The following is a 26,235-nucleotide window of genomic DNA, read 5'->3' as shown; positions in this document are numbered from 1 at the left end:
TCCGGTGTGCATGCGTCCGCATCAGGTCGCGGGCTTCTCCGCGTCGTCCGGCACCGCGTCGTCCGGCACCGCGTCGTCCGGGGCTGGGTCGGCGAGCGCTGCCGGCCCCTCGGTGACGAGGACCGCGAACTGCGCCGCGTCGATGACCCGCACGCCGAGCTGCTCGGCCTTGGTCAGCTTCGACCCCGCACCCGGCCCGGCAGCGACGAAGTCGGTCTTCTTGCTGACGCTCGACGCGGCCTTCCCGCCCGCCGCCATGATCGCCTCGAGCGCACCCTCCCGCGTGAAGCCCTCCAGCGATCCCGTGGCGACGACGGTCACGCCGCTGAGCACACCGCCCTCGGCGACGGCTGCGCCCGGGCCCGGGTGGCCGGGGGTGGTGAGCTGCACGCCGGCCGCGGTCCACCGGTCGATGATCTCGCGGTGCCAGTCGACCTCGAACCAGTCGAGGAGGGCGTCCGCGATGATGCCGCCGACGCCGTCGACCGCCGCCAGGTCCTCCCGCGAGGAGGACCGGATCGCGTCGAGCGACCCGAAGTGGTTGGCCAGCGCGCGGGCCGCCACGGGTCCCACGTGCCGGATGTTCAGGCCGACCAGGATCCGCCACAGCGGCCTCGTCTTCGCGGCGTCGATGTTCGCGAGCATCTCGAACGCGTTCTTCGAGGGGTAGCGGCCCGGCTCCCCCGTGTAGTCGGCGCCGCGGGCCTCGGGGTCGAACGGCGGGTCGGTCTTCTTGCGTGCCCGGCTGAACGGGGTGACGCGCTTCGGGGCGCCGCCGTCCTCGGTCTTCTCCATGCCGGTCTCGGCGTCCCGCACGATGACCTCGATGGGGACGATGTCCTCCATCGTCAGGTCGAAGAGCCCGGCCTCCGTCACCAGGGGTGGCGTCTCCGGGTACACCGGCTGGGTCAGGGCGGCGGCGGCGACCTCGCCGAGGCCCTCGATGTCGAGCGACCCCCGCGATGCGATGTGCTCCACCCGCCCGCGCACCTGCGCCGGGCAGCTCTCCGCGTTCGGGCAGCGGAGGTCGATGTTCCCCTCCTTCGCCGGGCGGAGTGGCGTGCCGCACTCGGGGCAGTCCGTCGGCATCACGAACTCGCGCTCGGTGCCGTCACGGAGCTCCACCACGGGGCCGAGGACCTCGGGGATGACGTCGCCGGCCTTGCGGAGCACGACGGTGTCGCCGATCAGCACGCCCTTCGCCTTGACGACCTGCTGGTTGTGCAGCGTCGCCTGTCGCACGACCGAGCCGGCGACCTCGGCCGGGGCCATCGACGCGAACGGTGTCGCGCGCCCGGTCCGTCCGACGCTCACGACGATGTCGAGCAGCTTCGTGTGGACCTCCTCCGGCGGGTACTTGTACGCGATCGCCCAGCGCGGCGCGCGAGAGGTCGAGCCGAGCTCCTCGTGCAGGGCCAGGTCGTCGACCTTGATGACGATGCCGTCGATCTGGTGCTCGACCGCCGACCGGCGCTCCCCGTAGTCCGTGACGAACCCCAGGACGTCCTCGATCGAGTCGAACACGCGGTGGTGCGTGCCGGTCGGCAGTCCCCACTCGTGCAGGAGCTCGTACACCTCGGACTGGGCGCGGACGTCGGTGTCCCGCTCGAGGTCCCGCACCGGCCAGGCACCGATGCCGTGCACGAGCATCCGGAGTCGGCGGAGGCGGTCGACCATGAGCTCGCGCTTCGCCGGGGACTTGCCCTCCTCCTTCTGGCGCAGGGAGCCCGCTGCTGCGTTGCGGGGGTTGGCGAACACTCGTTCGCCGGCGTCGCGCTGCCGGGCGTTCAGCTCGTCGAACTGCGCGACCGGGAAGAAGATCTCGCCGCGGACCTCCACGAGGGGCGGGTGTCCGGTGCCGGCGAGCCGGTCCGGGATGGTGCCCATCGTCCGGACGTTGCCGGTGACGTCCTCACCGACGACGCCGTCGCCACGGGTCGCCGCCGAGACGAGCCGGCCGTGCTCGTACCGCAGGTTGATGGCAAGGCCGTCGATCTTCAGCTCCGTGAGGAACCGCACGCGCTCGGTCCCGGCGTCCCGCTGGACCTTGAGCGCCCAGTCGGTCAGTTCCTCCGGGCCGAACACGTTGTCGAGACTGAGCATGCGTTCGGCGTGCTCGACCGGCGCGAACTGCGTCGTCTGGGCCTGCCCGCCGACGGTCTGCGTCGGGCTGTCCTCGGTGAGCAGCTCGGGGAAGCGCTGCTCGATCGCGTCGAGCCGGCGCATCATCGCGTCGTACTCGGCGTCGGCGACGGGGGAACCGTTGCCCTCGTAGTAGGCGTGACGCAGCTCGGTGACACGGGCGCGGAGCCGGTCGACCTCCCGAGCGGCCTGCGCGGCGTCGAGCCCCGCGGGGTCGATGGTCTCGAAGGTCGCGTCGGTCTCGCTCATGCAGTCAGTTCTACCGTGCTCCACCGACGCCGCGCGCAGCAGCGGTGCGCCCGTCCGGGGGCGTGGACCGCCGGATCAGGCGGGGACGGGAGCGGCCGACACCGTGGTGTCGATCGTGCACTGCCCGAGCACCCGGGTGCCGACGTACACGACCGCGGTCTGCCCCGGTGCGACGCCGGACAGGGGCTCGTCGGGCTCGATCACGAGGGCGCCGTCCTCGACCCGCGCGGTCGCCGGTTCGGGGTCGGCGTGGGCGCGGATCTGCACGTCGCACCGGAACGGCGTCGACGGGTCGGACGGGGCCGATCCCGCCCAGGTGTACCGGGTGCCGGAGAGCGAGGCGACGTCGAGGGCCTCCTTCGGGCCGACCACGACGGTGTTGTCCTTCGGTCGGATCTCGAGCACGAAGCGGGGCTTGCCGTCGGCTGCGGGACGGCCGAGTGCGAGGCCGCGACGTTGTCCGACGGTGTACCCGGTGGCGCCCTCGTGGGAGCCGACCACTGTTCCGTCGCGCTCCACGACCTCGCCGGGCGCGGTGCCGACACGGTCCGCCAGCCAGCCGCGGGTGTCGCCGTCCGGGATGAAGCAGATGTCGTAGGAGTCCGGCTTCTGCGCGACCGTCAGCCCGCGCGCCGTCGCCTCGGCCCGGACCTCGTCCTTGGACGGGGTGGCGCCCAGCGGGAACATCGCGTGCCGGAGCTGCTCGGCGGTCAGCACGCCGAGGACGTACGACTGGTCCTTCGCCCACGCCGCCGAGCGGTGCAGCTCGCGCGAGCCGTCGGCGCCGGTGACGATCGAGGCGTAGTGCCCGGTGCAGACCGCGTCGAAGCCGAGGGCGAGGGCCTTCTCGAGCAGCGCGGCGAACTTGATGCGCTCGTTGCACCGCATGCACGGGTTCGGGGTGCGCCCCGCCTGGTACTCGGCCACGAAGTCGTCGACGACGTCCTCCTTGAAGCGCGCCGAGAAGTCCCACACGTAGTACGGGATGCCGAGTGCGGCGGCGGCCCGCTGGGCGTCCATCGAGTCCTCGATGGTGCAGCAGCCGCGACTGCCGGTCCGGAGGGTGCCCGGCATCCGGCTCAGGGCGAGGTGCACGCCGACGACGTCGTGGCCGGCGTCGACCGCCCGGGCAGCGGCCACCGCCGAGTCGACCCCACCGCTCATCGCCGCCAGAACACGCATGCGTCCAGGGTAACTCCGACACCGGCGTACCGTTGCTCGACGATGACGAGCACCCCGAACGACGGCTTCGACCTCCGTGGCGTCCTGCTGTCCGGCTTCCTGCCCGCGGCGCTCTTCGCGATCGGCGAGGGCGCGATCATCCCGATCATCCCGATCGCCGCGGACTCCCTCGGGGCGAGCCTCGCGATCGCCGGCTTCGTCGCGTCCCTCATCCTCGTCGGCGAGCTCATCGGCGACGTGCCCTCCGGGGTCGTCGTCGCGCGGATCGGCGAACGGAACGCGATGATCGGCGCCGCGGTCGTGTCGGTCGTCGGCCTGCTCGTCTGCACGGCAGCGCCGAACCCGGTCGTGCTCGCGGTCGGGGTCTTCCTGGTCGGCCTGTCGACGGCGGTGTTCGCGCTCGCCCGGCACGCCTACATGACCACCGCGATCCCGCTCCGGATCCGGGCCCGCGCGCTGTCGAGCCTGGGCGGGGTGTTCCGCTTCGGCTACTTCGTCGGCCCGTTCCTCGCCGCGGGCGTCGTGCACCTCACGGGGACGACGCAGAGCGCGTTCTGGGTGCACGTCGTGTGCTGTCTCGGCGCGGCCGTCGTGCTCCTCGTCATCCGCGACCCGGCGACGGGCGCGCGCGGCCCGCAGTGGCCGCGCCGCGCCTCCCGGCCGGCGCCCGCGGAGCACGAGGGCGAGCAGTTCGTGCAGGCGGAGTCCGAGGGGCTGTTCCGCACCCTCCGTCAGCACCACCGGGTCCTCGTCCGGCTCGGCAGCGGTGCCGCGCTCATCGGCGCGATGCGGGCGGGCCGCCAGGTGATCCTGCCGCTCTGGGCGGTCAACGTCGGACTCGACGACTCGGCGGCCGCGCTCGTGATCGGCATCGCCGGGGCGGTCGACTTCGCGCTGTTCTACACGAGCGGCCAGATCATGGACCGGTGGGGCCGGTTGGCGAGCGCCCTGCCCTGCATGCTCGGCCTGAGCGTCTGTTACTTCCTGCTCGCCGGGAGTGACCACCTCGACGCCCGGGTCGGTTGGTTCGTCGCGGTGGCGATGGCGATGTCGCTCGCGAACGGCGTCGGCTCCGGCATCCTCATGACGCTCGGTGCCGACCTCGCGCCCGCCGACCGTCCGGCACCGTTCCTCGGGGCGTGGCGGTTCACCGGGGACGTCGGCTCCGCGGCAGCCCCGCTCGTCATCTCGGGTGTCACCGCGGTCACGACGATCGCGGTCGCGAGCGGGGTGATGGGCGTGCTCGGGCTCGTCGGTGCCGGCGTCCTGCTCCGCTACGTGCCGCGCTACCTGCCCCGCACGCTGCGCTGAGCGGCGCCGCCCCGGCGGTGTCCCGCCGCGGGTGGCCGGCCGGCCGGCGGGTGGCCCACTGCGGCTCCGCCACGGGCCCTCCTGCGTACACTGGTGCGGCCAGCGGGAGTGGTGGAATCGGTAGACACGCAGGATTTAGGTTCCTGTGCTTCGGCGTGAGGGTTCGAGTCCCTCCTTCCGCACCGGGTGACGCGGGACCGACGGTCCCGGTCCGTGCGCCGGCGATCGTCGATCGACGTCAGCCTGACGACGGATGGCCAGGACATGCCCGCACGGTACCCTCGGTCCGGCGGGTGCCATCCGCCCTCGTCCGCCGACCGGAAGAACCATGGACTCCGTCGCACTCGCCCTGATCCCCTGGCTGGATCCGCAGTACATCCTCGACCACTTCGGGGCGTTCGCCGTGCTCGTCGTCTGCGCCATCATCTTCGCCGAGACGGGCCTGCTGGTCGGGTTCATCTTCCCCGGGGACAGCCTGCTCGTCATCACGGGCCTGTTCGCCTTCGACCGCCACGGGCAGATCGGCGGCATCCCGATCTGGGTCGTCGCGCTCATGATCGGCGCCGCCGCGTTCATCGGCGGCGAGCTCGGGTACTACATCGGCAAGAAGGCCGGACCGCCCATCTTCGAGCGGAAGGACAGCGGTCTGTTCTCGAAGGCGAACGTCGACCGGACGAACGCGTTCTTCCACCGGTACGGGGCCCTCGCGGTGATCCTCGCCCGCTTCGTCCCCGTCGTCCGGACCTTCGCGCCGATCGCCGCGGGCGTCGGCCGGATGAACTACCGGAAGTACTCGCTGTACAACGCCGTCGGGGCGGTCATCTGGGGCGTCGGCGTGACGTTCCTCGGGTACTTCCTCGGGTACATCCCCGCGGTGGCGTACATCGTGCGCAACTACATCGACGTGATCCTGCTCGCCGCCGTCGTCGTCACGGTGGTCCCCGCCGTCATCACGTACGTCCGCAACTCCCGCAAGGCGAAGCAGGCCGACCCGCTGCCGTAGCCGCCGCAGTGGCCGACGGACGCCGGCCCGACGGACGGACGGACGCCGGCCCGACCGAGGCCGGCGCGAGCTGGACCAGCACAACACGAACCGGCTCGAACCACGGAGATCCGCGGTTCGAGCCGGTTCGTGTTGTGCCCGTCCGATCGGCACCGGGCACCGGGCACCGGGCACCGCGCCGCCCGCCGGCGGCTACCGCTCCGCGCCCTCGAACCACTCGCGGACGATGGGCGCGATGCCCCGGAACGCCTTCGACCGGTGGCTCAGCGCGTTCTTCTCGGCGCGGGTCAGCTCCGCTGCCGACCCCTCCGCGTCGTCCGGCCGGAACACCGGGTCGTAGCCGTGGCCGCCGTCACCGACCGGCTCGGTGCCGACCTCGCCGTTCCACACCGCCTCGAACACGTGCTCCGTGCCGGAGGGCGTCACGAACGCGGCCGCGCAGACGAAGGCCGCGGTCCGCTCGACCACACCCTCCAGGTTCTGCAGCAGCAGCGCGATGTTGTCCGCGTCCACGCGGGTGCCGGCGTACCGGGCGGAGTGGATGCCCGGCGCACCCCCGAGCGCGTCGACCGCGATGCCCGAGTCGTCCGCGAGCGCGGGCAGCCCCGTGTGGGCGACCGCAGCCCGGGCCTTGATGAGCGCGTTCGCCGCGTAGGTGTCGCCGTCCTCGACCGGCTCGGGGCCGTCGTACGCGACGAACTCGACCCCGCCGAGGGCCTCGCCGAGGATCTCCCGCAGCTCGACGACCTTGCCCTGGTTGTGCGTCGCGAGGACGACCGTGCCGGTCACGAGGACAGCCCCAGCACCTCGCGCTGGACGGCCGCGAGCGAGGCGTTGCCCGCGAGTCCGAGGTCGAGCAGCGCGTCGAGCTCCTCGCGGTCGAACGGCGCGTGCTCCGCCGTGCCCTGCACCTCGATGAACTTCCCCGACCCGGTCGTGACGATGTTCATGTCGGTGTCGGCGCGCGAGTCCTCCTCGTACGCCAGGTCGAGCATCGGCACCCCGCCGACGATCCCGACCGAGATCGCCTGCACGCTGTCCGTCAACGGCGTCGCCTTCTTGCCGATGAAGCCCTTCGACCGGCCCCACTCGATCGCGTCGGCCATCGCGACGTACGCGCCGGTGATCGACGCCGTGCGGGTGCCGCCGTCGGCCTGCAGCACGTCGCAGTCGAGGACGAGCGTGTTCTCGCCCAGGCCCTTCATGTCGACGACCGCGCGGAGCGACCGGCCGATCAGTCGCGAGATCTCGTGCGTGCGGCCGCCGACCTTGCCCTTGATCGATTCGCGCTGCATGCGTTCGTTCGTCGACCGCGGGAGCATCGAGTACTCGGCGGTGACCCAGCCGGTGCCCTTGCCGGCCATCCAGCGCGGGACACCGTTCGTGAACGAGGCGGTGCAGAGCACCTTCGTGTTCCCGAACGAGATGAGCGCGCTGCCCTCGGCCTGGCTGCTCCAGCCGCGTTCGATCGTCACGGGGCGGTGGTCGGTGGTCGTCCGACCGTCGATGCGGACGGGTCCGTCGGTGGCGTTCATGGTGTTCCTCTCGGTCCGGCCTGGAGGCTCGGTGCGGGTGGTCCGGTCGGTCGCGCGCCCGCCGGGTGGCGGGCCGGGCAAGGTCAGCGCAGGGCGCGTGGGAGCGTGATGGTGCCGGTCTCGAGGTGGCCGACGGCGGCGACCTCGGGTCCGAGGAAGCGACGGGCGAGCCGGACGAAGCCGTCGGGGTCGGCACCGGTGGCCTCGAACGAGTGGCTCGGCGGCTCGGTGCTCGTGCGCTCGAGCCCGTGTTCGACCAGGCGGCGGTAGACGTCGCTCGCGGTCTCCTCGGCGCTGGAGACGAGCGTGACGTCCGGCCCCATCACGTACTGGATCGCGGCCGACATGAGCGGGTAGTGCGTGCAGCCGAGGACGAGGGTGTCGACCCCGGCGTCCCGGACCGGGGCGAGGTACCCGGCGGCGACCTCGCGGAGTTCGGCGGACGAGGTGTCACCCGCCTCGACGAACTCGACGAACCGCGGGCACGCGGCCGTGGTGAGGGTGACGTCGGCGGCGACCGCGAAGGCGTCCTCGTAGGCGCGGGACGCGATGGTGCCGATCGTGCCGATGACCCCGATCCGTCCGGTGCGGGTCTGCTTGACGGCCGCGCGGGCCGCGGGCTGGATGACCTCGACGACGGGGATGCCCGTCGCCTGCTCGTACCGTTCGCGGGCGTCCCGGAGCACTGCCGAGGACGCGGTGTTGCACGCGATGACGAGTGCCTTGACGCCCTGGTCGACGAGGTCGTCCATCACCTGCAGCGCGTACCGCCGGACGTCCGCGATCGGCTTCGGGCCGTACGGCGAGTGCAGGGTGTCCCCGACGTAGCGGACGCTCTCGCGGGGCAGCTGGTCGATGATCGCCCGGGCCACCGTGAGCCCGCCGACGCCGCTGTCGAAGACTCCGATCGGTGCATCCGTCACGGTGACCAGCGTACCGACGCCACCGACGGGGCGGACGCGCACCGGACCTCCCGGCGGTCCCTGGCCGGGCGGCGGGCCCGCTGGGTAGGGTCGGACGCGTGACCACCGCGCTCCTGACCGACCAGTACGAACTCACCATGGTCGACGCCGCGTTGAAGGACGGCACCGCCGACCGCCGCTGCGTCTTCGAGGTGTTCGCCCGCCGCCTGCCGGACGGGCGCCGGTACGGCGTAGCGGCCGGACTCGGGCGCTTCCTCACCCAGCTCACCGAGTTCCGCTTCGGCGACGAGGAGATCGGCTTCCTCCGGGACCGCCGCGTCATCGACGAGGGCACGGCGCGCTGGCTCGCCGACTACCGCTTCAGGGGGGACGTGCGCGCCTACCGCGAGGGCGAGGTGTTCTTCCCGAACTCCCCCGTGCTGCAGATCGAGGGCACCTTCGCCGAGGCCGTGATGCTCGAGACGCTCGCGCTGAGCGTGTTCAACGCCGACTCGGCCATCGCCTCCGCAGCCGCCCGGATGGTGTCCGCCGCCGACCGACGCCCGCTCGCCGAGATGGGCTCCCGCCGCACCGGCGAGTGGAACGCCGTTGCCGCCGCCCGTGCCGCGTACATCGCGGGCTTCGGCGCGACGAGCAACCTGGAGGCCGGGCGGACGTGGGGCATCCCGACGATGGGCACGGCCGCGCACGCCTTCACGCTCCTGCACGACACCGAGGAGGCTGCGTTCCGCTCGCAGATCGACGCGCTCGGCACCGGCACGACGCTGCTCGTCGACACCTACGACATCGAGGCCGCCGTCGACACCGCCGTCCGGTTGACGAACGGCAAGCTCGGCGCCGTCCGCATCGACAGCGGCGACCTGCCGTCGGTCGTCGCGAGCGTCCGCGCCCAACTCGACCGGCTCGGGGCGACCAGCACGAAGATCACCGTGACGAACGACCTGGACGAGTACACGATCGCCGCGCTCCGGGCCGCCCCGGTGGACTCGTACGGCGTCGGCACGTCCGTCGTCTCCGGCTCCGGGCACCCCGCCGCGGGCATGGTGTTCAAGCTCGTCGCGCACCACTCCCCCGCCGGCGAGTGGGTCCCGGTGGCGAAGAAGTCGGCCGACAAGGCGTCCACGGGCGGCCGCAAGGAGGCCGGCCGGCGCCTGCGCAACGGGATCGCGACCGCCGAGGTCGTGCTGACCTCCGGACCCGTCGGACCGGACGAGCGGGACCTGCTCGTCCCCGTCGTGACCTCCGGTGAGGTCGACCCCGCGTTCCTCGGCGCCACCGGGGTCGAGGCAGCCCGGGCGCACCACAAGCGCGCGAAGGCCGAGCTGCCGGCGGACGCCGAGCGCATCGGTCGCGGCGATCCGGCCATCCCGACGCTCGTCATCTGAGCGCGCGGGTGCCGGGCGGCGGGGGTCCTACTCGGACTTCATCTTCTCGTAGATGGCCTTGCAGTCCGGGCAGACCGGGAACTTCTCCGGGTCGCGGCCCGGGATCCACTTCTTGCCGCAGAGCGCCTTGACGGCCTTGCCGGTCAGGGCGGACTCGAGGATCTTGTCCTTCTTGACGTAGTGGGAGAACCGCTCGTGGTCGCCGGGCTCGATCGCCTCCTCTTCCAGGAGCTTCTCGAGTTCGCGGTCCATCACGTCGAGGCCGCCACCACCGGGTTCCGTCGTGCTCATGACACCAGCGTACGTCGCCGTCCGCGGACGCGCTGCCCTCCGGTCTCGTCGAGGGCCTGCGGACGGTCAGTTCCGCTGCGCGGCGGCCAGGAGGTCCGGGCCGCGTCGGTCGAACACCGCGCCGCCGACGACGACCCCGAGCACGAGCACCGCCAGGCCGACGCCCGCGCCGATCCACAGCGCCGGCCACGGGTCGCCGCCGTCGAGCAGGACGTGGACCGCCGACCACCCGGCCGGGACCATGCAGGCCAGCGTGCCGAGGACCATCAGCGTCTGTGCGACCGTCGCCGTGGCACCCGCCGCCTGGGGCTGGTGGAAGGGGTGGTCGCCCGGTCGGACCGTCGGGTAGGCCAGGGCCACCGACACGACGCTCGACAGGCCGAGCCCGCCGAGCAGCGCACTCGCCGAGACACCGACGAGCAGCGGGAACGCGTCCGGGTCCCCGTACAGCCGAGCCGACACCGCGGCACCGAGGACGAGCAGCGGGACACCGACGACGATGAGCGGCACGAGACGCCCGAGGCGGTCGGTCCACCCCGGGGCACCCGAGGCGACGTGCAGCCAGACGGCCGTGTTGTCGTACGAGACGTCGTTGTGCGGCAGGAACCCGGCGATGAGCGCCATGAGCGGCAGCGGCGCGAGCGCGGTCCACGCCCACGGCACACCGGCCACGCCGAGCGGCACCACCACGAGCGGCACGAACACCAGGATGAGGTACGAGCTCCGGTAGCGCGGGTCCCGTCCCCAGTACGTCAGCGCCCGGGCGGCGACCGCGCCGAACGGGGTGGCACCGAGCCGGTCGAACCAGCCGAGGGTGCGGTAGTGCCGGCTCCGGCTCCGGCCCTGGACCGTGACGAGCAGCCGCCCGACGAGGGCCCACCACGCGAGGGCGAGCAGCCCGACGACGACGAGCGCGACCAGCAGCTTGCCGGCGGCCGACCCCACGTCCCCGTTCGCGGCGTCCGCGGGGACGGCCCACGCCGCTCCCCACGGCGTCCAGCCGGCGACGTCCGCGATGCGCTGCAGTTCCGGGCCGGCGGGTTCGACCCACGCCGGGCGGAGCAGCAGCGGGACCGTCGGGACCGACAGCACGACCACGACGAACGTCACGAACCAGGCGGCGTCCCGGGCGCGGTGCGCGGCGAAGAGCCAGGCGCCGACGGTGCTGCCGACCCGGATGAGCAGGGCGTTCGTCGCGATGACCAGGACCGCGGCGAGGACCCCGAGGAGCGCCGGCCCGACCCCACGGCTCCACGTCACCACCTGGCCGACGGCGAGCACCGCCACCGCGAGCACCGGGACGCCGAGGAGTCCGGCCAGGCCGAGTCCGACGGCGAGGTCCCGGCGGGAGATGCCGTGCACGAGGAAGCGTCGCGGGTCGAGCGGGTCCGCGACCCCGACGGCGAGGGACACGAAGGTGCACCCGACGGCGACGGCGGCCCCGACCAGGACCACGACTGCGCGGGCGGCCGCGGGGTCCGCTCCGCGGAGGCCTCCGAAGACGGACGCGACCCAGACGGCGACGACGAGTGCGACGAGGCTGCCGACCACCACGGCCACGGACCGTCGGGCTCCCCCGCGGACCTCGCCCGCGAGCAGGTCGGCCCTCAGCCGGAGAAGCTGTGCAACCATTCCATGCTCTCCGTGACGGGGCGGCCTCCGGCGAGTTCGACGAAGGTGTCCTCGAGGCTGCGACGCCCGCGGACCTGCGCCATGGTGCCGGCGGCCAGGACCTTCCCGCCGACGATGATCGCCACGGAGTCGCAGGTGCGCTGGACCAGTTCCATCGAGTGGCTGGAGAGCACGACGGTGCCGCCCCCCGCGGTGTAGCGGCGGAGGATGTCGGTGATGGTCGTCGCGCTGACCGGGTCGACGGACTCGAACGGTTCGTCGAGCACCAGCACGCGCGGCGAGTGGATGAGGGTGGCGGCGAGGGCGATCTTCTTCGCCATGCCGACCGAGTAGTCGGCGACCGGGCGGCCGAGCGCGTCGCCGAGACCGAACGCCGCGGCCAGGTCGGCGCTGCGGCTGCGAGCGGTCGCGCCGTCGAGCCCCCGGAGCGTCGCCGAGTAGAACAGCATCTGCGCGCCGGTCAGGCGGTCGAAGAGCCGGAGCCGGTCGGGCAGGACGCCCATCGCCCGCTTCGCCGCGGTCGGGTCGGCCCACACGTCGTGGTCGAGGACGGTGACGGTGCCGGCATCGGGGCGGAGCAGGCCCGTCAGGATCGACAGGGTCGTCGTCTTCCCCGCACCGTTCGGCCCGACCACGCCGAAGATCGAGCCCTTGCGGATCTCGAGGTCGACGTCGTCCGCCGCGAGCGTCTGTCCGTACCGCTTCACGAGGCCGTCGGCGCGGAGCACGACGGGCTGCTGCGGCACGTTCTGCCGGGGTGAGGGGCGCTTCGTCGTCCGCGCTGCCCGGTCGGGCGCACCGGAGGCGCCGGAACCCTCCCGGGCCTCCTGGTCGCCCCGCCCGTCCTCGGGCTCCGCGCGCTCGTCGGCGGTCCGGGACGCGGCCGAACCCTGTGGGCGTGTCGCCCGCCCGGACCGCTTCTTGCCCTTCTTCGTCGGTCGCGGCGCAGGCGTGCTCGTGGCGGCGGCCGCAGCAGCGACGCCGGCTTCCGCGCCGCCCCCTGCCCGCACCGCGCTGCCGGTCGTCTGGTCCGTCATGTCGTCACCCGCGGACGCGTCGTGTGCGCCCGTGTCCCCCGTGTCGTCGTGGTCGCCCGTGCCCGGCCCCGGGGCAGCGGTCGCGTCGTCGTCGTCCTGATCGGCCGTCCATGTGGCGTCCGACGTGCTGTACACGTCGTCGTCTCCCGTTGTTCCTGCCGACACGAGCCCAACCGTACCAACGGTTCCGACCGGTCGGGGAGCCGCGTCCGGCAGGGTCACGAAATGAACACGATGCCGGGCGAGCCGTACCCCGACGCGGCCTGGTTCCGTATCATTCACCGGGACACGACGCAGTGTTCACCACTCGGAAACCTGCCCGCGCCGCGCGGAGCATCCGCCGGTCGGAGCGCGTGTCGCTCCGGATCGCGCGGACTCTCTGCGAACCCGAACCGGCAGCGAGCAGACTCGAAGAGTCCACCCAGCGCCAGAGGGAGCGCGCCCAGCCAGGGCAGCTCCCGGACACCGGCACCGGTGGACACCGGAAGGGACAAGCATGACCACGCAGATCGTCATCCTCGCAGCGGGGATGGGCAGCCGCCTCGGGCGCAGCCTGCCGAAGCCGCTCACCGAGCTCAGCGACGGCCGCACCATCATGCAGCAGCAGTTCGACAACATCCGCGCCGCCTTCGGGTCGAGCGCCCGGGTGACCATCGTCGTCGGCTACAAGTCGGAGTACATCGTCGAGGCCTTCCCGGAGGCGAACTTCGTCTACAACGAGTCCTACGACTCCACGAACACCTCGAAGAGCCTGCTGCGTGCCCTCAAGGCGACCGGCAAGAGCGGCGTCCTCTGGATGAACGGCGACGTCGTCTTCGACCCGATGGCGCTCGTGCGTGCCGCCGACATGATCGACGAGGGCCGCTCGTTCGTCAGCGTCAACACCGAGAAGGTCTCCGACGAAGAGGTCAAGTACACGGTCGACGCCGAGGGCTTCATCGCGAAGCTCTCCAAGAAGGTCGTCGGTGGTCTGGGTGAGGCAGTCGGCATCAACTACGTCTCCGCGGCCGACAAGCAGGCCCTGGTGCGCCAGCTCGGCCGGGTCGACGACCAGGAGTACTTCGAGGGCGGCATCGAAGCTGCCATCGCCGAGGACGGGCTACGCTGGACGCCGATCGACATCTCGGACCTGTACGCGGTCGAGATCGACTTCGCCGAGGACCTCGAGCGCGCGAACGACCTGTTCGCCTGACCGTCGTCAGGACCCCCTGGTCGTCGCCTGCCTCCGGCGTGGTCCCGACCGGAGGGAACCCATGAGCGGAACGCGCACGCACGCCACGGCAGTCGCGGCGTCGCCGTCGCGGTCCCGGGGCACCGGCCGTCGGTACCGGCAGGCGCTCTGGCTGCTGACCGTCCGCGACCTGCGTGTGCGGTACTCGACGTCCGCACTCGGGTACTTCTGGTCGATCCTCGACCCGCTGGTGATGTCGGCGATCTACTGGTTCGTCTTCACGCAGGTCTTCCACCGCGGCTCGGTGGGCGAGGAACCGTACATCGTGTTCCTGCTCGCCGCCCTGCTGCCCTGGATGTGGTTCACCGGCGGCGTCTCGGACTCCACCCGCGCGTTCATCAAGGAGTCGAAGCTCATCCGCTCGACGACGATCCCGCGGAGCATCTGGGTCGCGCGCATCGACGCGTCGAAGGCGATCGAGTTCCTGCTGAGCATCCCGGTGCTCGCCGTGTTCGTGCTCGCGACCGGGGCGCACCTGCACTGGCAGGTCGTGCTCTGGCCGCTCGCGATCGTGCTGCAGGCCACCCTGGTCTACGGCCTCGGGCTCATCGTGGCCCCGCTCGTGGTGTTCTTCCGCGATCTCGAGCGTGCGGTGAAGCTCGTGCTCCGCTTCATGTTCTACGCGTCCCCGATCATCTACGGCACGCAGGCCCTCCCCCCGGCGTTGCACGACCTGGCCGCGATCAACCCGCTCAGCGGCATCTTCGGGATCTACCGCTCGGCGTTCTTCCCGGGTCAGCTCGACTGGGTCGAGGTGCTCGCCTCGGTCGTGGTCACGGCCGTCGTCCTGGCCGTCGGGCTCGTCGTCTTCCGCCGCAGCGAGCACCGCGTCCTCAAGGAGCTGTGATGGCCACCACCGAACCGACCGTCACCGCGAGCACGACCGCCCCGGTGATCTCCGTCACCGACGCCGGCATCCGGTTCAAGCGGAACCGGCGGGCGAGTCGGAGCTTCAAGGACCTGTTCGGACGCGGGCAGCGGCGACGCAAGGCCGACGAGTTCTGGGCGCTGCGGAACGTCTCGTTCGACGTGCGCCCGGGCGAGGCGATCGGCGTGGTGGGTCGGAACGGGCAGGGCAAGTCGACACTGCTGAAGCTCGTGGCGCAGGTCATGCTCCCGGACGAGGGCCGTGTGCACGTCGGGGCCGGCGTCGCGCCGCTCATCGAGATCACCGGTGGGTTCGTCGGGGACCTCACCGTCCGCGACAACGTCTACCTGACGGCGGGTCTGCACGGGATGTCCCGCGCCGAGATCCGGGCCGCGTTCGACGAGGTCATCGCGTTCGCCGAGATCGGCGACTTCGTCGACACCCCGTACAAGCACCTCTCCAGCGGCATGAAGGTCCGGATCGCCTTCGCGGTCATCTCGCGGCTGGACGAACCGGTGATCCTGGTCGACGAGGTCCTGGCGGTCGGTGACAAGGCCTTCCGCGAGAAGTGCTACAAGCGCATCGAGGAGCTCCTGGCGGGCGGGCGGACGCTGTTCTTCGTCTCCCACAGTGACAAGGACCTGCGCCGGTTCTGCGACCGCGGGCTGTACCTGGACAAGGGCCGACTGCAGTTCGACGGGCCCATCGGCGAGGCCCTCGACCGGTACAACGCGGACCACGGGGCCTGAGGCCACTCCTGCACAACCGGGGCCTCCCGCACCGCGCTCCACAGCCCCCGGTCGTCCGGCGGGCTGACGGGGCCCCGGCGTCGGACCCCACCCCTATCGTGCTGCCCATGCACCACCCCACCACCGCGTACCCAGTACCGTTCACCGTCGACCGATCGGCCGCCCCACGGCGGTACGAGATCATCAACACCAGTACCGAGACCCTGGACGGCATCGACCTGACGCACCTCGGGACGGGCTACTCCCCGCCGCTCGTCGTCCGTCGGCTCGAGCCCGGTCGGGGGCTGTCCCTCGCCGTCTTCGGCGCAGGACCGGAGGAGACCGGCGTCGTCATCGTGCGGTGGCGTCGTCCGGACCGGTCCGAGTACCTGTGGCGGATGTCCCTCGCCGGTCCCGGGCTCGCGCCCTGAGGCCGCCGCCGCCCGGACCGGTCAGGAACCGGACCGGGCGGCGGCGACCTCGTGCCAGTGGGCGACGAGGCGGTCGACGGCCGCGTGGAAGCGCGCGGTCGCCGTGCCCGGCGTCGTGTCGCCGAAGTACCGCTGCACCCAGTGGCGGAGTCGCGCGAGCTGCTCGGCGTCGTTCGCGGCGCGCTCCACACGGGCGATGACGTCCCCGGCGTCGTCCGCGCGCAGCCAGTCGGCGTCGGACAGGTACCCGCGCTCGTCCACCTCGGCGTCGGCGGACACGGGTCGGGTCACGAGCAACGGCTTCCCCACGGCCAGGCGGTCGTAGATCATCGCGCTGATGTCGGTGATCGCGACGTCGGCGTCCGCGAGCTGCCAGCCGAGCGTCGGCCCGTCGTCGTACACGTGGTGCGCCGACGGGTCGGCGGCGTTGGCGGCCGCGATCGCAGCGACGATCCGCTCGTGCGCGGCCTTGTACGCGGGGTCGACCACGCCGCTCCGCGGGTGCGGGCGGTACACGAGCCGGTGCTGCGGCGACGCGAGCACACGGTCGGCGATCGTCGTCCCGTGACTCGCGATGGACCCGTAGGCAGCGGCGCCGCGGTCACCCTCCCACGTCGGGGCGTACAACACCACGGTGCGGTCGTCGGACGGGTAGGGCGGCTCCCCCACGAAGTGGTCGGCCTGCGGACGCCCGATGGCGATGGTCCGGGCGTCCAGGTCGTAGTCCCACAGCGCGTCGGCGAGTCGGTCCCGGGCGGCGTCACCGGCGATCAGGGCGTAGTCGTACGCCTTGAACTGGTTCGTCGTCATGTACATCTTGTCGCTCTCGCCGTGGTTCACGAAGACGTGCCACATGCGCCCGTACCGCATCATCTGGAAGTTGCGGGCGTTCTGGTTGACGTAGAGCACGGTCTTCGGGGCCTGCTCGGCGACGAACCGCTCGAGGTCCACGACCTGCCGGGCGTAGACGACCGGGACCGGCGACTCGTCGAGCAGCGTGAGCATCGCGCCGGGGCTCCGCGAGATGATCGCGACCCCGCGGTGCCGCGCCAGCTCCGCCAGGGGGCCGTACCACTGCCGGATCTGGTACATGTTCACGGGACCGTCGGCGAAGTACACGGCGATCTCGACCGACCCCGGTGCGGGCCGCGGGACCGAGGGCAGGCGACGGGCCAGCTGCGCGCGGACCTTCCGCGACCGCAGCAGGCGGGCCACGAGACGGATCGCGGTGCGGGCGTCCTTGACGATGGCCATGCTCTGCTCCTGCGTGGTGGTCGGTCGGTGGATGGTGGTCGTGTCGGGGTCGGGCGAGTCCGAGGCGCGCGCCGGGTCTCAGACGACGGGCGGTCGACCCGCGAGCGTCATCCGGCCGATCGTCAACCATCCCATCACCCGGACCGGCCCGCAGTCCGCGCGCCACCCCTCGGCGACGCCGGCGAACCAGGTGGTGAGGCGCCGCGGGGAGCGCCACCAGCGCAGGACCTGGATGGCAGCCCAACTGCCGACGTACAGCGGCCGGAGGACGGCGGGCAGGTTCCGTCGGGCCAGCCAGACCCGGTTCCGCGCGTTGAGCCGCACGTACTCACGGTGCCGAGCGGGGTCGATCGCGGGGTGGTTCGCGACGAGCTCCCCCGCGTACCAGGTGCGACGACCGGCGTCCCAGACCCGCCACGCGAGCTCGATCCCCTCGTGCGCGTAGAAGTACTCCGCACCCCAGCCTCCGACGGCGCGCCAGACGTCCATCGGCAGGACGACGGCGCCCTCCCAGACCGAGAACACCGGAGAGCTCTGCTCCGGGTCGCCCTTGCGGATGCGCGGCACCCAGCGTCGGGGGTTCGCGGCGCCGCTCGGGTCGACGACCCGCGGCTGCACGAGCCCGAGCGAGGGGTCCCGCTCGAAGAGCGCGATCGCGTCGCGCAGGAACGTCGGCGACGGCACCGAGGCGTCGTCGTCGAGGAAGAACACGTAGTCGCCGTCGACCGCCGCCGCCCCGGCGTTCCGACCGGCGGGGATCCCGAGGTTCTCCGGCAGCGCCAGCGCCCGGACCCCGTCCGGCAGGTCCACCGGTTCCCACCCGTTCCCGACGCACACGACGTCGAGGTCGACGTCCTGCTGCGCGAGCACGCTGTCCAGGCCACGGCGGAGGTCCTCCGGCCGGGTCCCCTGCGTCAGGCTGACCACGGCGACCCGTGGCCGCTCGCGGTGCGGGACCGCGCGACGCCGATCGGTCCCCGGCATCACGCGCGGACCCGCTTCGACGAGATGATGGCGAGGAAGTGCCCGACCGTCGCGAGGACCGCGAGCGGCAGGAGTGCCCCGACCAGGACCCGGTCGGCCAGCGGGTGCCCGACGACGAGGGCGACGAGCGCGACCACGAACGTGATGATCGTCAGCTCGACCGAGTGGTACAGACGGTGGAACGGCAGGAACCGCGCCACCCGACGCAGCGTCGCGAGGCGGGCACCGGACGGCACCGTCACCCCGTCGCGGCGGTCGGCGAGCTTCTCCATGCCGCCGTGGGCACGGGCGACGTGCACCATGTCGTTGAGCGCCTTGTTGAGCACGATGACCAGGCCGAGCGCGCAGCCGATCGTCGTCCACATCCAGTCGACGCCCTCGATCGGCCACGTCGCCGCGCGGACGCCGAGCGCGATCGGGATGAGTCCCTCGGTGGTGTAGTGCCCGACCTTGTCGAGGAAGATGCCGGCCGGGGACCGTGTGCCCCGCCAGCGCGCGACCTCGCCGTCGGAGCAGTCGACGAGCATCTGCAGCTGCCCGAGCACGAGGGCGAGCAGCGCGCCCCAGATGCCCGGGATGAGGAGTGCGGCCGCGGTCGACCAGCCGACCAGGATCATCAGGCCGGTGACCTGGTTCGCGCTGACCCGGGTCCGGAGCAGCACCGAGGTCAGATACGGCGAGATGTCCCGCAGGTACAGCGAGGCCGTCCAGTGCTCCGCGTTCGCCCGGGCGCGGACCTCGTCCGGCTGGGCGACGGCGCGGAGTTCCGCGATCGAGGTGGGGCGTGCGAACCCGCGGCTGTCGGAGGGACCCGGCAGGCCGCCGTTCCCGCGGTCGTCGTCGGCCATGTCGGTCACCGTCCCGTGTGCGTGGTCAGATCGGAGGTCCGGGTGAGGAACCCGATGATGAAGCCGACGCCCCAGCCGACGTGGATGCACGGCAGGACGACGAGCAGCCACGCCCGTGTCGCCGGGTCCGACCGTCGTGACACCGCGAGGGCGCCGACGACGACGAAGAGGAGGTAGACCGCCGGGACCACGAAGCCGACCGTCGCCCAGGCGACGGGACTGCCGAGCAACGCTCCGACCACACCGACGAGCCCGGCGACCAGGCCGAGCGCGACGGCGACGACCATCGCCGGCGGGACGAAGTAGCGCAGGCCGTTGCCGGCGGGGAAGCGTCGGGCGAGTTCACCGCGCCACAGCCCGGTCGCGACGAACTGGCGGACGAGACGGCGGAGGCTCGGCCGGGGCCGGTAGGTGACGACGAGCTCGGGGGTGAACCAGACCGTGCCGCCGGTGGTGCGCAGGCGCCGGTTGAGCTCCCAGTCCTGCCCGCGCTTGATGCCCTCGTCGAAGAGCCCGACGGCGAACAGCCGCTCCCGTCGGAACACCCCGAGGTACGCCGTCTCGGCCGGTCCGGCCTGCCCGCCGACGTGGTGCGGGGTGCCGCCGAGGCCGACGCGACTGCCGTACGCCAGGGCGACGGCCTTCTCGAAGGGGGTGCGGCCCTCGGCGCGCATGATGCCGCCGACGTTGTCCGCGCCGGACTCCTGCAGGGTCCGCACGGCGATCCGCGTGTAGTCCCGCGGCAGGACGCTGTGGGCGTCGACCCGGACGACGATCGGGTGCTCGGAGGCCCGGATCGCGACGTTCAGCCCGGCCGGCGTGGAGCCGACCGCGTTCTCGACCGCGCGGATCCGCGGGTCCGCGGCGCTCATCTCGGCGACGAGCTCGTTCGTGCCGTCGATCGAGGGGCCGAGGGCCAGGATGACCTCGAACGGCCCCTGGTAGTCCTGCTCGAGCAGACTGCCCACCGCCGCGCGGACCTCGGTGACCTCGTTGAGGACGGGCATGACGTAGGAGACACCCGGCAGGGCCTGTCCGTCGTGCTGCATGTGATCCTCGGGGTCCGGCGGGCGCGGCACGGCCCGCCGGGGCCGTCTCCGCAGAGCGGACCCGAGCCTATCAAGCACCCGGGGCGGCCACCTGGCCGCGCCCCGCCGCGCCCCGGCGGACGCACGGGAGGCTCCCCACCAGCTGGTGGGGAGCCTCCCGTCCGGAGCGTCCCGGGTCAGTTCGAGCTGTCGTACGTGCCGAGCTTGACGTTCGCCGTGCGGGTCTCCCCGTTGCGGACGTAGGTGATCTCGGTCGTCGCACCACCGGCGTAGAAGCGGACCTGCGCGGTGAGGTCGGTGGCGTCCGCGATGGAGGCGTCACCGAGCTTCGTCACGACGTCGCCCTTCTGGAGCCCGGCGTCGGCCGCCGCGCCGCCCGAGGTGACGTCCTTGATGAGTGCGCCCACCTGCGTGGCGCTCGCGTCCTCGGTCGCGTCGCCGACGGATGCGCCGAGCAGACCGTGGGTGGCCTTGCCGTTCTCGACGATCTCGGTCGCGACGCGCTTGACCAGGTTCGACGGGATCGAGAACCCCACGCCGATGCTGCCGGCCTGCGAGCTGGACGAGTCCGAACTGCCGGCGCTGGCGATCGCGACGTTGATGCCGATGAGCGCGCCCTTGTCGTCGAGCAGCGCGCCACCCGAGTTGCCGGGGTTGATCGACGCGTCGGTCTGGATCACGGGGAGCGAGACGGTCGTGCTGGCTCCGGAGCTGCTGCCGTTGTCGCCGTTGCCCCAGAAGTCGAACGGGCCGTTGCCGTTGTTGCCCTGGCCCTCGTTCGTGTCGCCGCCGGCGTTCGGGTCGCTCGAGGTGACCTGGATGCTGCGGTTCAGCGTGGAGACGATGCCGTCGGTGACGGTGTTCGACAGGCCGAGCGGCGCACCGATCGCGACCGCGGTGTCGCCGACGTTGAGCTTCGACGAGTCGGCGAAGTCGATCGGCGTGAGGTCGGGCGCGTCGATCTTGATGACCGCCAGGTCGACCGTCGGGTCGGTGCCGACGAGCGTGCCCTTGTAGACCTTGCCGTTCGAGGTCGTCACCGAGATGGTGCCGTTCGCGCTGTCGCCGTCGAGCGTCACCACGTGGGTGTTCGTGACGATGTAGCCCTCCTTGTTCAGCACGACACCCGAACCCGTGCCGGCCTCGCTGCTCGCGGAGACGTTGATCGTGACGACCGACGGGGTGGCCTTGGCGGCGACCGCGGTCACGACGGTGGCGGAGTCGTAGTCGTTCACGGTGAGGTTGCCACCGCTCTGCGAGGTGCCCGAGCCGCTGACGACCGTGCCGCTGTCCGTCACCGAGTCGGCAGCCCAGACCACGCCGCCGCCGATGAGACCGCCGACCAAGGCTGTGGCGAGGAGCGGTACGAGCAGGCGGTTGCGGCCGGAGCGCTGACGCGGGGTCGTACTGGTCGCGGCCGCGGCGCCGCTGAAGTAGTGGCCGTTGGCGGGCTGCTGGTCGGCGGCCCCTCCGAACGCGCTCGCGCCGGAGGTCGTGTGGTGCTCGCTCGCGTGCTCGCCGTACCGGGGTGCGTCCTGTCCGTACGTGCCCTGCTGGCCGTACTGGCTCTGCCCGTACGTGCCTTGCTGACCGTACTGGCCCTGGCCGTGCTGGTCCTGCTGGCCGTACTGGCTCTGCCCGGACTGGCCCTGGCCGTACCCGGTGCCGGACTGGTCGTGCTCGCCGTACTTGCCCTGCCCGTACTGGGCGGTGCCGTACTGGCCGGCCCCGTACTGGTCCTGCCCGTACTGCGCAGTGCCGGACTGGCCGCTCCCGTACTGACCCGAGCCGTACTGGTCCGAGCCGTACCGACCCGAGCCGTACTGCCCGCCCTGGCCGTACTGACCCTGCTGCGCGTACTGGCCGTACTGGCCGTACTCGGCCGTCGGTGCCGCGTCCGCGGACCCTGCGTCGGCGGTCGGGTACGGGGCGGTGTACCGGTCCGTGTGGTCGGAGGCGGCAGCGAACTGCTCGGTCTCCTGCGCCGGAGTCGTCCCCACCACGTCCGTGTCGTCGGCGTCGTGGTGCCCGTGGCGGGTCCCGTTCGACTCGTGCGGACCGGTGGTCTCGTCGCGACGGTCGTCGTCGCCGTGTCCGTGGTGTGTGTCGCTCATGCTGGACGTGCTCCTTCCAAAGCTCCTGCAGTCTTCTCCACCGACCTGGGCGGTCCTGATGGCGCAGCTGCGAGCTGACCAAGCCGATCGTATGCGTCAGCTGTGTGCTCGACCCGCAGATGTCCGCCGGAGGCGACCACCGGAGGCGACTGCCGGGCGGAGGCTAGGTTGGGGTCCGACGCGCGCCGAGCCTCCCGGCCGGTGCCCCGAGGGTGAGAGGGGTCGCGCATGCGGCAGACCGGTCCGTGGCTCCGAGCCGCCGAGGGAGCGATGCTGCTGGGCCCCGACGGGGTGCCGGCGCCGACCGTCTTCGCGGAGATGAGCGCCCTCGCCGCAGCGACCGGCGCCGTCAACCTGGGGCAGGGGTTCCCGGACGAGGACGGGCCCGCAGAGGTCCTCGACGCGGCCGTCCGTGCGATCCGGGACGGTGCCAACCAGTACCCGCCCGGCCGCGGGACCCCGGACCTGCGCGCCGCCGTCGCCGAGCACCAGGCGCGCTGGTACGGGCTCGACGTCGACCCCGACCGGGAGGTCCTCGTCACCGCCGGTGCCACCGAGGCCCTGGCCGCCACCCTCCTGGCGCTGGTCGAGCCCGGCGACGAGGTCGTCACCTTCGAGCCGTTCTACGACGCGTACGGCGCGCTCATCCGACTCGCCGGCGCGGAGCACGTCACGGTCCCGCTCCGGGCGCCGGACTTCCTGCCGGACGAGGCGGACCTCCGCGCCGCGTTCTCCGACCGGACCCGCGTGGTCCTCGTGAACACCCCGCACAACCCGACGGGTCGGGTGCTGCCGGTCGAGGTGCTCCGCACCGTGGTCGAGCTCGCGGAGCGCCACGACGCCGTGATCGTCACCGACGAGGTCTACGAGCACCTGGCGTTCGCCGGCACCCACGTGCCGCCGGCGTCGTTGCCCGGAGCGCGGGACCGCACGGTGTCGATCTCCAGCGCCGGGAAGACCTTCAACACGACGGGCTGGAAGATCGGTTGGCTCACGGCCCCGGCAGCGCTGGTCGAGGCGATCACGACCGTCAAGCAGTACCTGACCTTCGTCAACGGGGCGCCCTTCCAGCCGGCGATCGCGACCGGGCTCCGCCTGCCCGACGCGGTGTTCGCCGGGATCGCCGCCGAGCTCGGGGCGAAGCAGGAGCTCCTCGCCACGGGCCTGGCCGACGCCGGGTTCGGGGTGCTGCGCCCGGACGCCGGCTACTTCGTCATCGCGGACGCCGCTCCGCTCGGACACGACGACGCCCGCGCGCTCTGCCTCGAGCTCCCACGGCTCGTCGGCGTCGTGGGGGTGCCGGTGTCCGCCTTCGTCCGGCCCGACCACGTCGACGGGTACCGGTCGCTCATCCGGTTCGCGTTCTGCAAGCGCCGGTCGGTCCTCGAGGAGGCCGTGTCACGGCTGGCCGGGCTCGCTCAGTCCCGCGGGACCACCGCGTAACGACCGAGGGACAGCGACGGGTTCACCGCCCGCACGCGGTCCGTGACCGCGGTGTCCACCGTCACCACGAGGAGCCCCGGTTCCGCGCCGAGCGCTGCGACCGCGGTGCCCGTCGGGTCGAGCGCCACCGACGCCCCGATCCCGACCGGGGGCGCCTGACCGACCCCGAGCACCCACACGGTGTTCTCGACGGCGCGCGCCGTGAGCAGGGTCCGCCAGTGGTGCTCCTTGCCCGGACCACGGACCCACTCGGCCGGCAGCACGACGACGTCCGCGGCCCCGGTGTCCGTCGCGGCGAGACGTCGCGTCACCTCGGGGAACCGCAGGTCGTAGCAGGTCTCCAGCCCGACCCGGACGCCGTCGACCTCCACGACGGGCAGCTGCGCGGGGTCGCCGGCTTCGATGCGGTCGGACTCCCGGGAGCCGAACGCGTCGTACAGGTGCACCTTCCGGTAGGTCTCGAGGACCGAGCCGTCCGCACCGATCGCGACGAGCGTGTTGCGGAACCGACCCGGGGTCTCCCCCGCCTCGGCGACGCCGACGACGAGTGCGATGCCGGTGCTCCGCGCGATCCGACGGAGGCCCGTGACGAACGAGCCGTCGAGCGGCTGCGCGGCCGCGACGAAGCGGTCGTCGATGTCGGCGGTGAAGTACGAGGTGTACTCGGGCGTGACCAGGAGGCGGGCGCCGCGCGCGACCGCGTCGACGGCGGCGGCGCGGACGGTCTCGAGGTTCGCGGCTGGGTCGTCTCCGGGGGCGAACTGCGCCGCGGCGATGGTCAGTGTCGTCACGGTGCCAGGCTAACCACGCCGGGCTCCGTCAGGACCGGACGTCGAGGACGTCGAACGACCGCCGCAGGATCCCCACGACGTCGTCGCCGCCCTCCGCCCACCTCGCCACCGAGACGTCGAAGCACCCGAGCGCGGCCTGCACGACCGTCCGCGCACGCAGGTCGCCGTCCGTCCCCCCGAGCCGGTCGACCACCAACGGGAGGAGCACCTCGGCCCAGGCGTGGTGCTTCTCGGTGTTCCGCGCCCGGAGCGACGGTGTGCTCAGCATCACCCGGACGGAGCGCCGTCCGGTCTCCGGATCGTCGTCGCTGCCGTGCTCGAGCATCGCCACGAAGGCCTCACGCAGGGCGCTCCAGACCGGTTCGTCCGCCGGACGTGCGCCGAACGCCGCGGCGAGGGCGGCACCGTGCCGGGCCGGGTCACCGATGACCGCGTCCTCCTTCGCCGGGAAGTACCGGTGGAAGCTCCGTGCCGAGATGCCCGCCTCCGCAGCCACCTGCTCGACCGTCACCCGGTCGAACCCCTCCGCGTCGAACCGGGCGATGGCGACCGCGGCGATGCGCGCTCGCACTGCATCGCGGGCGATGTCCCGTAGTCCAGGCCGTGCCTCCGCCGTCTCGCTCATGGTTCGATCGTACCCCTGAGTCAGCGTCTGCCGTAGTTGACAGACTCTGACAAGTACGGCGTACAGTGCCACTCGAACCACGATCCGTTCCAGGAGGACGACATGCAGCAACGAACACTCGGACGACAGGGCCTGGTCGTCAGCGCGATCGGCTACGGCGCGATGGGCACGACCTTCGCGTACGGCCCCGGCGACGACACGGAATCCGTCGCCGCGATCCGGCACGCGCACGACCTCGGCGTCACCCACTTCGACACCGCGGAGCTCTACGGCTGGGGAAGCGGTGAGCGGCTCCTCGGCGCCGCACTCGCCCCGATCCGCGACCAGGTCACGATCGCGACGAAGTTCGGCTTCACGGACACGTACGCCCCGAACTCGCAGCTCGACCACATCCGCGACGTCGTCGACGCCAGTCTGCGCAACCTCGGCACCGACTCGATCGACCTGCTCTACCAGCACGTGCACGACCCGCAGGTCCCGGTCGAGGACGTCGTCGGCGTCATGCAGGAGTTCGTGCAGGCCGGCAAGGTCCGCTACCTCGGCCTGTCGAACACCGACGCCGAGAACATCCGCCGGGCGCACGCGGTCCACCCGATCTCCGTGCTGCAGACCGAGTACTCGGTCTTCGCCCGCGAGTCGGAGGACCTGTTCCCGGTCGTCGACGAACTCGGCATCGGTCTCGTCGCCTACTCACCCCTGGCACGCGGCTTCCTCAGCGGCGCAGTGCGACCGCGGAGCGCCTACGCGGAGGACGACATCCGCCAGTGGCTGGAGTGGTGGGCCCCGGAGAACTGGGACGCGAACACCGCGGTCGTCGCAGGGCTCACCGAGCTCGCTGCGGAGAAGGACGTCTCCCTCTCGCAGCTGGCGCTCGCGTGGATCCTGGCGCAGCGCGACGACATCGTCCCGATCCCGGGATCGCGGAATCCGGGGCGCGTCGCCGAGAACGTCACGGCCGCTGACGTCACGTTCACCTCGGACGAGCTCGCGCGCATCGACGCGCTCGGCCGCGGCGTCCGTGGCGCACGCGCCACGAGCTGAGCGAGCGACCGCGTCCTGGCAGGACCGGTGACGGACGGGAGGCCCGGTGCCAGCTGGCGCCGGGCCTCCCGTTCGTTCTCCACGCACCCCGGCGTGTCGACCCCGACGGCGGACGCGACGATGAGCCACGACGAGCAG

The 26,235-nt window shown here is 72.3% G+C and carries 24 protein-coding genes and 1 tRNA gene; 10 read left to right on the top strand and 15 right to left on the bottom strand.

The window, feature by feature from the left end:
- Nucleotides 1-21: 21 nt before the first annotated feature.
- Nucleotides 22-2,391, bottom strand: a complete 2,370-nt coding sequence (gene ligA, locus DEI95_RS03340; RefSeq protein WP_111059367.1) for an NAD-dependent DNA ligase LigA — start codon at nucleotides 2,389-2,391, stop codon at nucleotides 22-24.
- A 75-nt stretch (nucleotides 2,392-2,466) separates the two neighbouring features.
- Nucleotides 2,467-3,573: a tRNA 2-thiouridine(34) synthase MnmA gene (gene mnmA, locus DEI95_RS03335; protein WP_111059366.1), complete on the bottom strand. Its 1,107-nt coding sequence runs from the start codon at nucleotides 3,571-3,573 to the stop codon at nucleotides 2,467-2,469.
- A 42-nt stretch (nucleotides 3,574-3,615) separates the two neighbouring features.
- Here mnmA and DEI95_RS03330 point away from each other — a divergent pair, with 42 nt between their 5' ends.
- From DEI95_RS03330 to DEI95_RS03320, 3 genes are all read left to right on the top strand, one after another.
- Nucleotides 3,616-4,884, top strand: coding sequence for an MFS transporter (locus DEI95_RS03330; RefSeq protein ID WP_111059365.1), 1,269 nt, complete (start codon nucleotides 3,616-3,618; stop codon nucleotides 4,882-4,884).
- 102 nt (nucleotides 4,885-4,986) lie between these two features.
- Nucleotides 4,987-5,066: transfer RNA gene (locus DEI95_RS03325), tRNA-Leu, on the top strand.
- 146 nt (nucleotides 5,067-5,212) lie between these two features.
- Nucleotides 5,213-5,887: a DedA family protein gene (locus tag DEI95_RS03320; protein WP_110823718.1), complete on the top strand. Its 675-nt coding sequence runs from the start codon at nucleotides 5,213-5,215 to the stop codon at nucleotides 5,885-5,887.
- A gap of 192 nt (nucleotides 5,888-6,079) precedes the next feature.
- Here the strand turns inward: DEI95_RS03320 and rdgB are convergent, their stop codons facing one another.
- From rdgB to murI, 3 genes are all read right to left on the bottom strand, one after another.
- A complete protein-coding gene (gene rdgB, locus DEI95_RS03315; protein WP_111059364.1) occupies nucleotides 6,080-6,676 on the bottom strand; it encodes an RdgB/HAM1 family non-canonical purine NTP pyrophosphatase in 597 nt (198 codons plus the stop codon).
- Complete coding sequence (gene rph, locus DEI95_RS03310; protein WP_110823716.1) at nucleotides 6,673-7,422, bottom strand: ribonuclease PH; 750 nt, start codon at nucleotides 7,420-7,422, stop codon at nucleotides 6,673-6,675. The genes rdgB and rph overlap by 4 nt, the downstream gene beginning before the upstream one ends.
- An 83-nt stretch (nucleotides 7,423-7,505) precedes the next feature.
- Entirely contained in the window at nucleotides 7,506-8,345 is an 840-nt protein-coding gene (gene murI / locus DEI95_RS03305; RefSeq protein ID WP_110890467.1) for a glutamate racemase, read from the bottom strand.
- Between the two features lie 137 nt (nucleotides 8,346-8,482).
- Here murI and DEI95_RS03300 point away from each other — a divergent pair, with 137 nt between their 5' ends.
- Nucleotides 8,483-9,730 (top strand): nicotinate phosphoribosyltransferase, encoded by a 1,248-nt coding sequence (locus tag DEI95_RS03300; protein ID WP_375342339.1) that lies wholly within the window; start codon nucleotides 8,483-8,485, stop codon nucleotides 9,728-9,730.
- A gap of 27 nt (nucleotides 9,731-9,757) precedes the next feature.
- On the opposite strand, the gene DEI95_RS03295 is transcribed toward DEI95_RS03300, so the two are convergent.
- The 3 genes from DEI95_RS03295 to DEI95_RS03285 all read right to left on the bottom strand — a co-directional run bounded on the left by DEI95_RS03295 (nucleotide 9,758) and on the right by DEI95_RS03285 (nucleotide 12,855).
- Nucleotides 9,758-10,021: a DUF3039 domain-containing protein gene (locus DEI95_RS03295; RefSeq protein ID WP_110823714.1), complete on the bottom strand. Its 264-nt coding sequence runs from the start codon at nucleotides 10,019-10,021 to the stop codon at nucleotides 9,758-9,760.
- A gap of 66 nt (nucleotides 10,022-10,087) precedes the next feature.
- The gene (locus DEI95_RS03290; RefSeq protein WP_146243583.1) at nucleotides 10,088-11,653 is read right to left on the bottom strand and encodes an ABC transporter permease; all 1,566 of its coding nucleotides are present in this window, start codon (nucleotides 11,651-11,653) and stop codon (nucleotides 10,088-10,090) included.
- On the bottom strand, nucleotides 11,629-12,855 hold the full coding sequence (locus DEI95_RS03285; RefSeq protein WP_258367429.1) for an ABC transporter ATP-binding protein: 1,227 nt from the start codon (nucleotides 12,853-12,855) through the stop codon (nucleotides 11,629-11,631). Before DEI95_RS03285 ends, DEI95_RS03290 begins: the two co-directional genes overlap by 25 nt.
- 331 nt (nucleotides 12,856-13,186) lie before the next feature.
- Between DEI95_RS03285 and DEI95_RS03280 the strand changes: the two genes are divergently transcribed.
- From DEI95_RS03280 to DEI95_RS03265, 4 genes are all read left to right on the top strand, one after another.
- A complete protein-coding gene (locus DEI95_RS03280; protein WP_110823712.1) occupies nucleotides 13,187-13,882 on the top strand; it encodes an NTP transferase domain-containing protein in 696 nt (231 codons plus the stop codon).
- A 61-nt stretch (nucleotides 13,883-13,943) separates the two neighbouring features.
- The gene (locus DEI95_RS03275) at nucleotides 13,944-14,768 is read left to right on the top strand and encodes an ABC transporter permease (protein WP_110911536.1); all 825 of its coding nucleotides are present in this window, start codon (nucleotides 13,944-13,946) and stop codon (nucleotides 14,766-14,768) included.
- Nucleotides 14,768-15,538 carry an ABC transporter ATP-binding protein gene (locus DEI95_RS03270; protein WP_110823710.1) on the top strand — a complete coding sequence of 257 codons (771 nt, stop codon included), beginning with the start codon at nucleotides 14,768-14,770 and terminating at the stop codon, nucleotides 15,536-15,538. Before DEI95_RS03275 ends, DEI95_RS03270 begins: the two co-directional genes overlap by 1 nt.
- A gap of 107 nt (nucleotides 15,539-15,645) precedes the next feature.
- Nucleotides 15,646-15,948, top strand: coding sequence for a hypothetical protein (locus DEI95_RS03265; RefSeq protein WP_110823709.1), 303 nt, complete (start codon nucleotides 15,646-15,648; stop codon nucleotides 15,946-15,948).
- A gap of 21 nt (nucleotides 15,949-15,969) precedes the next feature.
- On the opposite strand, the gene DEI95_RS03260 is transcribed toward DEI95_RS03265, so the two are convergent.
- From DEI95_RS03260 to DEI95_RS03240, 5 genes are all read right to left on the bottom strand, one after another.
- The gene (locus DEI95_RS03260; RefSeq protein WP_111059361.1) at nucleotides 15,970-17,202 is read right to left on the bottom strand and encodes a CDP-glycerol glycerophosphotransferase family protein; all 1,233 of its coding nucleotides are present in this window, start codon (nucleotides 17,200-17,202) and stop codon (nucleotides 15,970-15,972) included.
- Nucleotides 17,203-17,280: 78 nt separating this feature from the next.
- A complete protein-coding gene (locus tag DEI95_RS03255; RefSeq protein WP_111059360.1) occupies nucleotides 17,281-18,186 on the bottom strand; it encodes a glycosyltransferase family 2 protein in 906 nt (301 codons plus the stop codon).
- Nucleotides 18,186-19,034 (bottom strand): CDP-alcohol phosphatidyltransferase family protein, encoded by an 849-nt coding sequence (locus DEI95_RS03250; protein WP_111059396.1) that lies wholly within the window; start codon nucleotides 19,032-19,034, stop codon nucleotides 18,186-18,188. Before DEI95_RS03250 ends, DEI95_RS03255 begins: the two co-directional genes overlap by 1 nt.
- A gap of 5 nt (nucleotides 19,035-19,039) precedes the next feature.
- Complete coding sequence (locus DEI95_RS03245) at nucleotides 19,040-20,083, bottom strand: glycosyltransferase family 2 protein (RefSeq protein ID WP_110823706.1); 1,044 nt, start codon at nucleotides 20,081-20,083, stop codon at nucleotides 19,040-19,042.
- 176 nt (nucleotides 20,084-20,259) lie between these two features.
- The gene (locus tag DEI95_RS03240; protein WP_111059359.1) at nucleotides 20,260-22,197 is read right to left on the bottom strand and encodes a S1C family serine protease; all 1,938 of its coding nucleotides are present in this window, start codon (nucleotides 22,195-22,197) and stop codon (nucleotides 20,260-20,262) included.
- A gap of 228 nt (nucleotides 22,198-22,425) precedes the next feature.
- Here DEI95_RS03240 and DEI95_RS03235 point away from each other — a divergent pair, with 228 nt between their 5' ends.
- Entirely contained in the window at nucleotides 22,426-23,640 is a 1,215-nt protein-coding gene (locus DEI95_RS03235) for an aminotransferase class I/II-fold pyridoxal phosphate-dependent enzyme (RefSeq protein WP_111059358.1), read from the top strand.
- Here DEI95_RS03235 and DEI95_RS03230 read toward each other — a convergent pair.
- Nucleotides 23,616-24,431, bottom strand: coding sequence for a carbon-nitrogen hydrolase family protein (locus DEI95_RS03230; RefSeq protein ID WP_111059357.1), 816 nt, complete (start codon nucleotides 24,429-24,431; stop codon nucleotides 23,616-23,618). The two genes, DEI95_RS03235 and DEI95_RS03230, sit on opposite strands and share 25 nt — an antisense overlap.
- 28 nt (nucleotides 24,432-24,459) lie before the next feature.
- On the bottom strand, nucleotides 24,460-25,056 hold the full coding sequence (locus DEI95_RS03225) for a TetR family transcriptional regulator (RefSeq protein ID WP_110823703.1): 597 nt from the start codon (nucleotides 25,054-25,056) through the stop codon (nucleotides 24,460-24,462).
- A 102-nt stretch (nucleotides 25,057-25,158) separates the two neighbouring features.
- Here DEI95_RS03225 and DEI95_RS03220 point away from each other — a divergent pair, with 102 nt between their 5' ends.
- Nucleotides 25,159-26,097, top strand: a complete 939-nt coding sequence (locus tag DEI95_RS03220) for an aldo/keto reductase (RefSeq protein WP_111059356.1) — start codon at nucleotides 25,159-25,161, stop codon at nucleotides 26,095-26,097.
- The last annotated feature ends 138 nt before the right edge of the window (nucleotides 26,098-26,235 follow it).

Source organism: Curtobacterium sp. MCBD17_008, assembly GCF_003234475.1.
In the GTDB taxonomy this organism is placed as follows: Bacteria; Actinomycetota; Actinomycetes; order Actinomycetales; family Microbacteriaceae; genus Curtobacterium.
The sequence above is the reverse complement of the archived record's forward strand: the minus strand, read 5'-3'. Positions and strand labels throughout refer to the sequence as shown.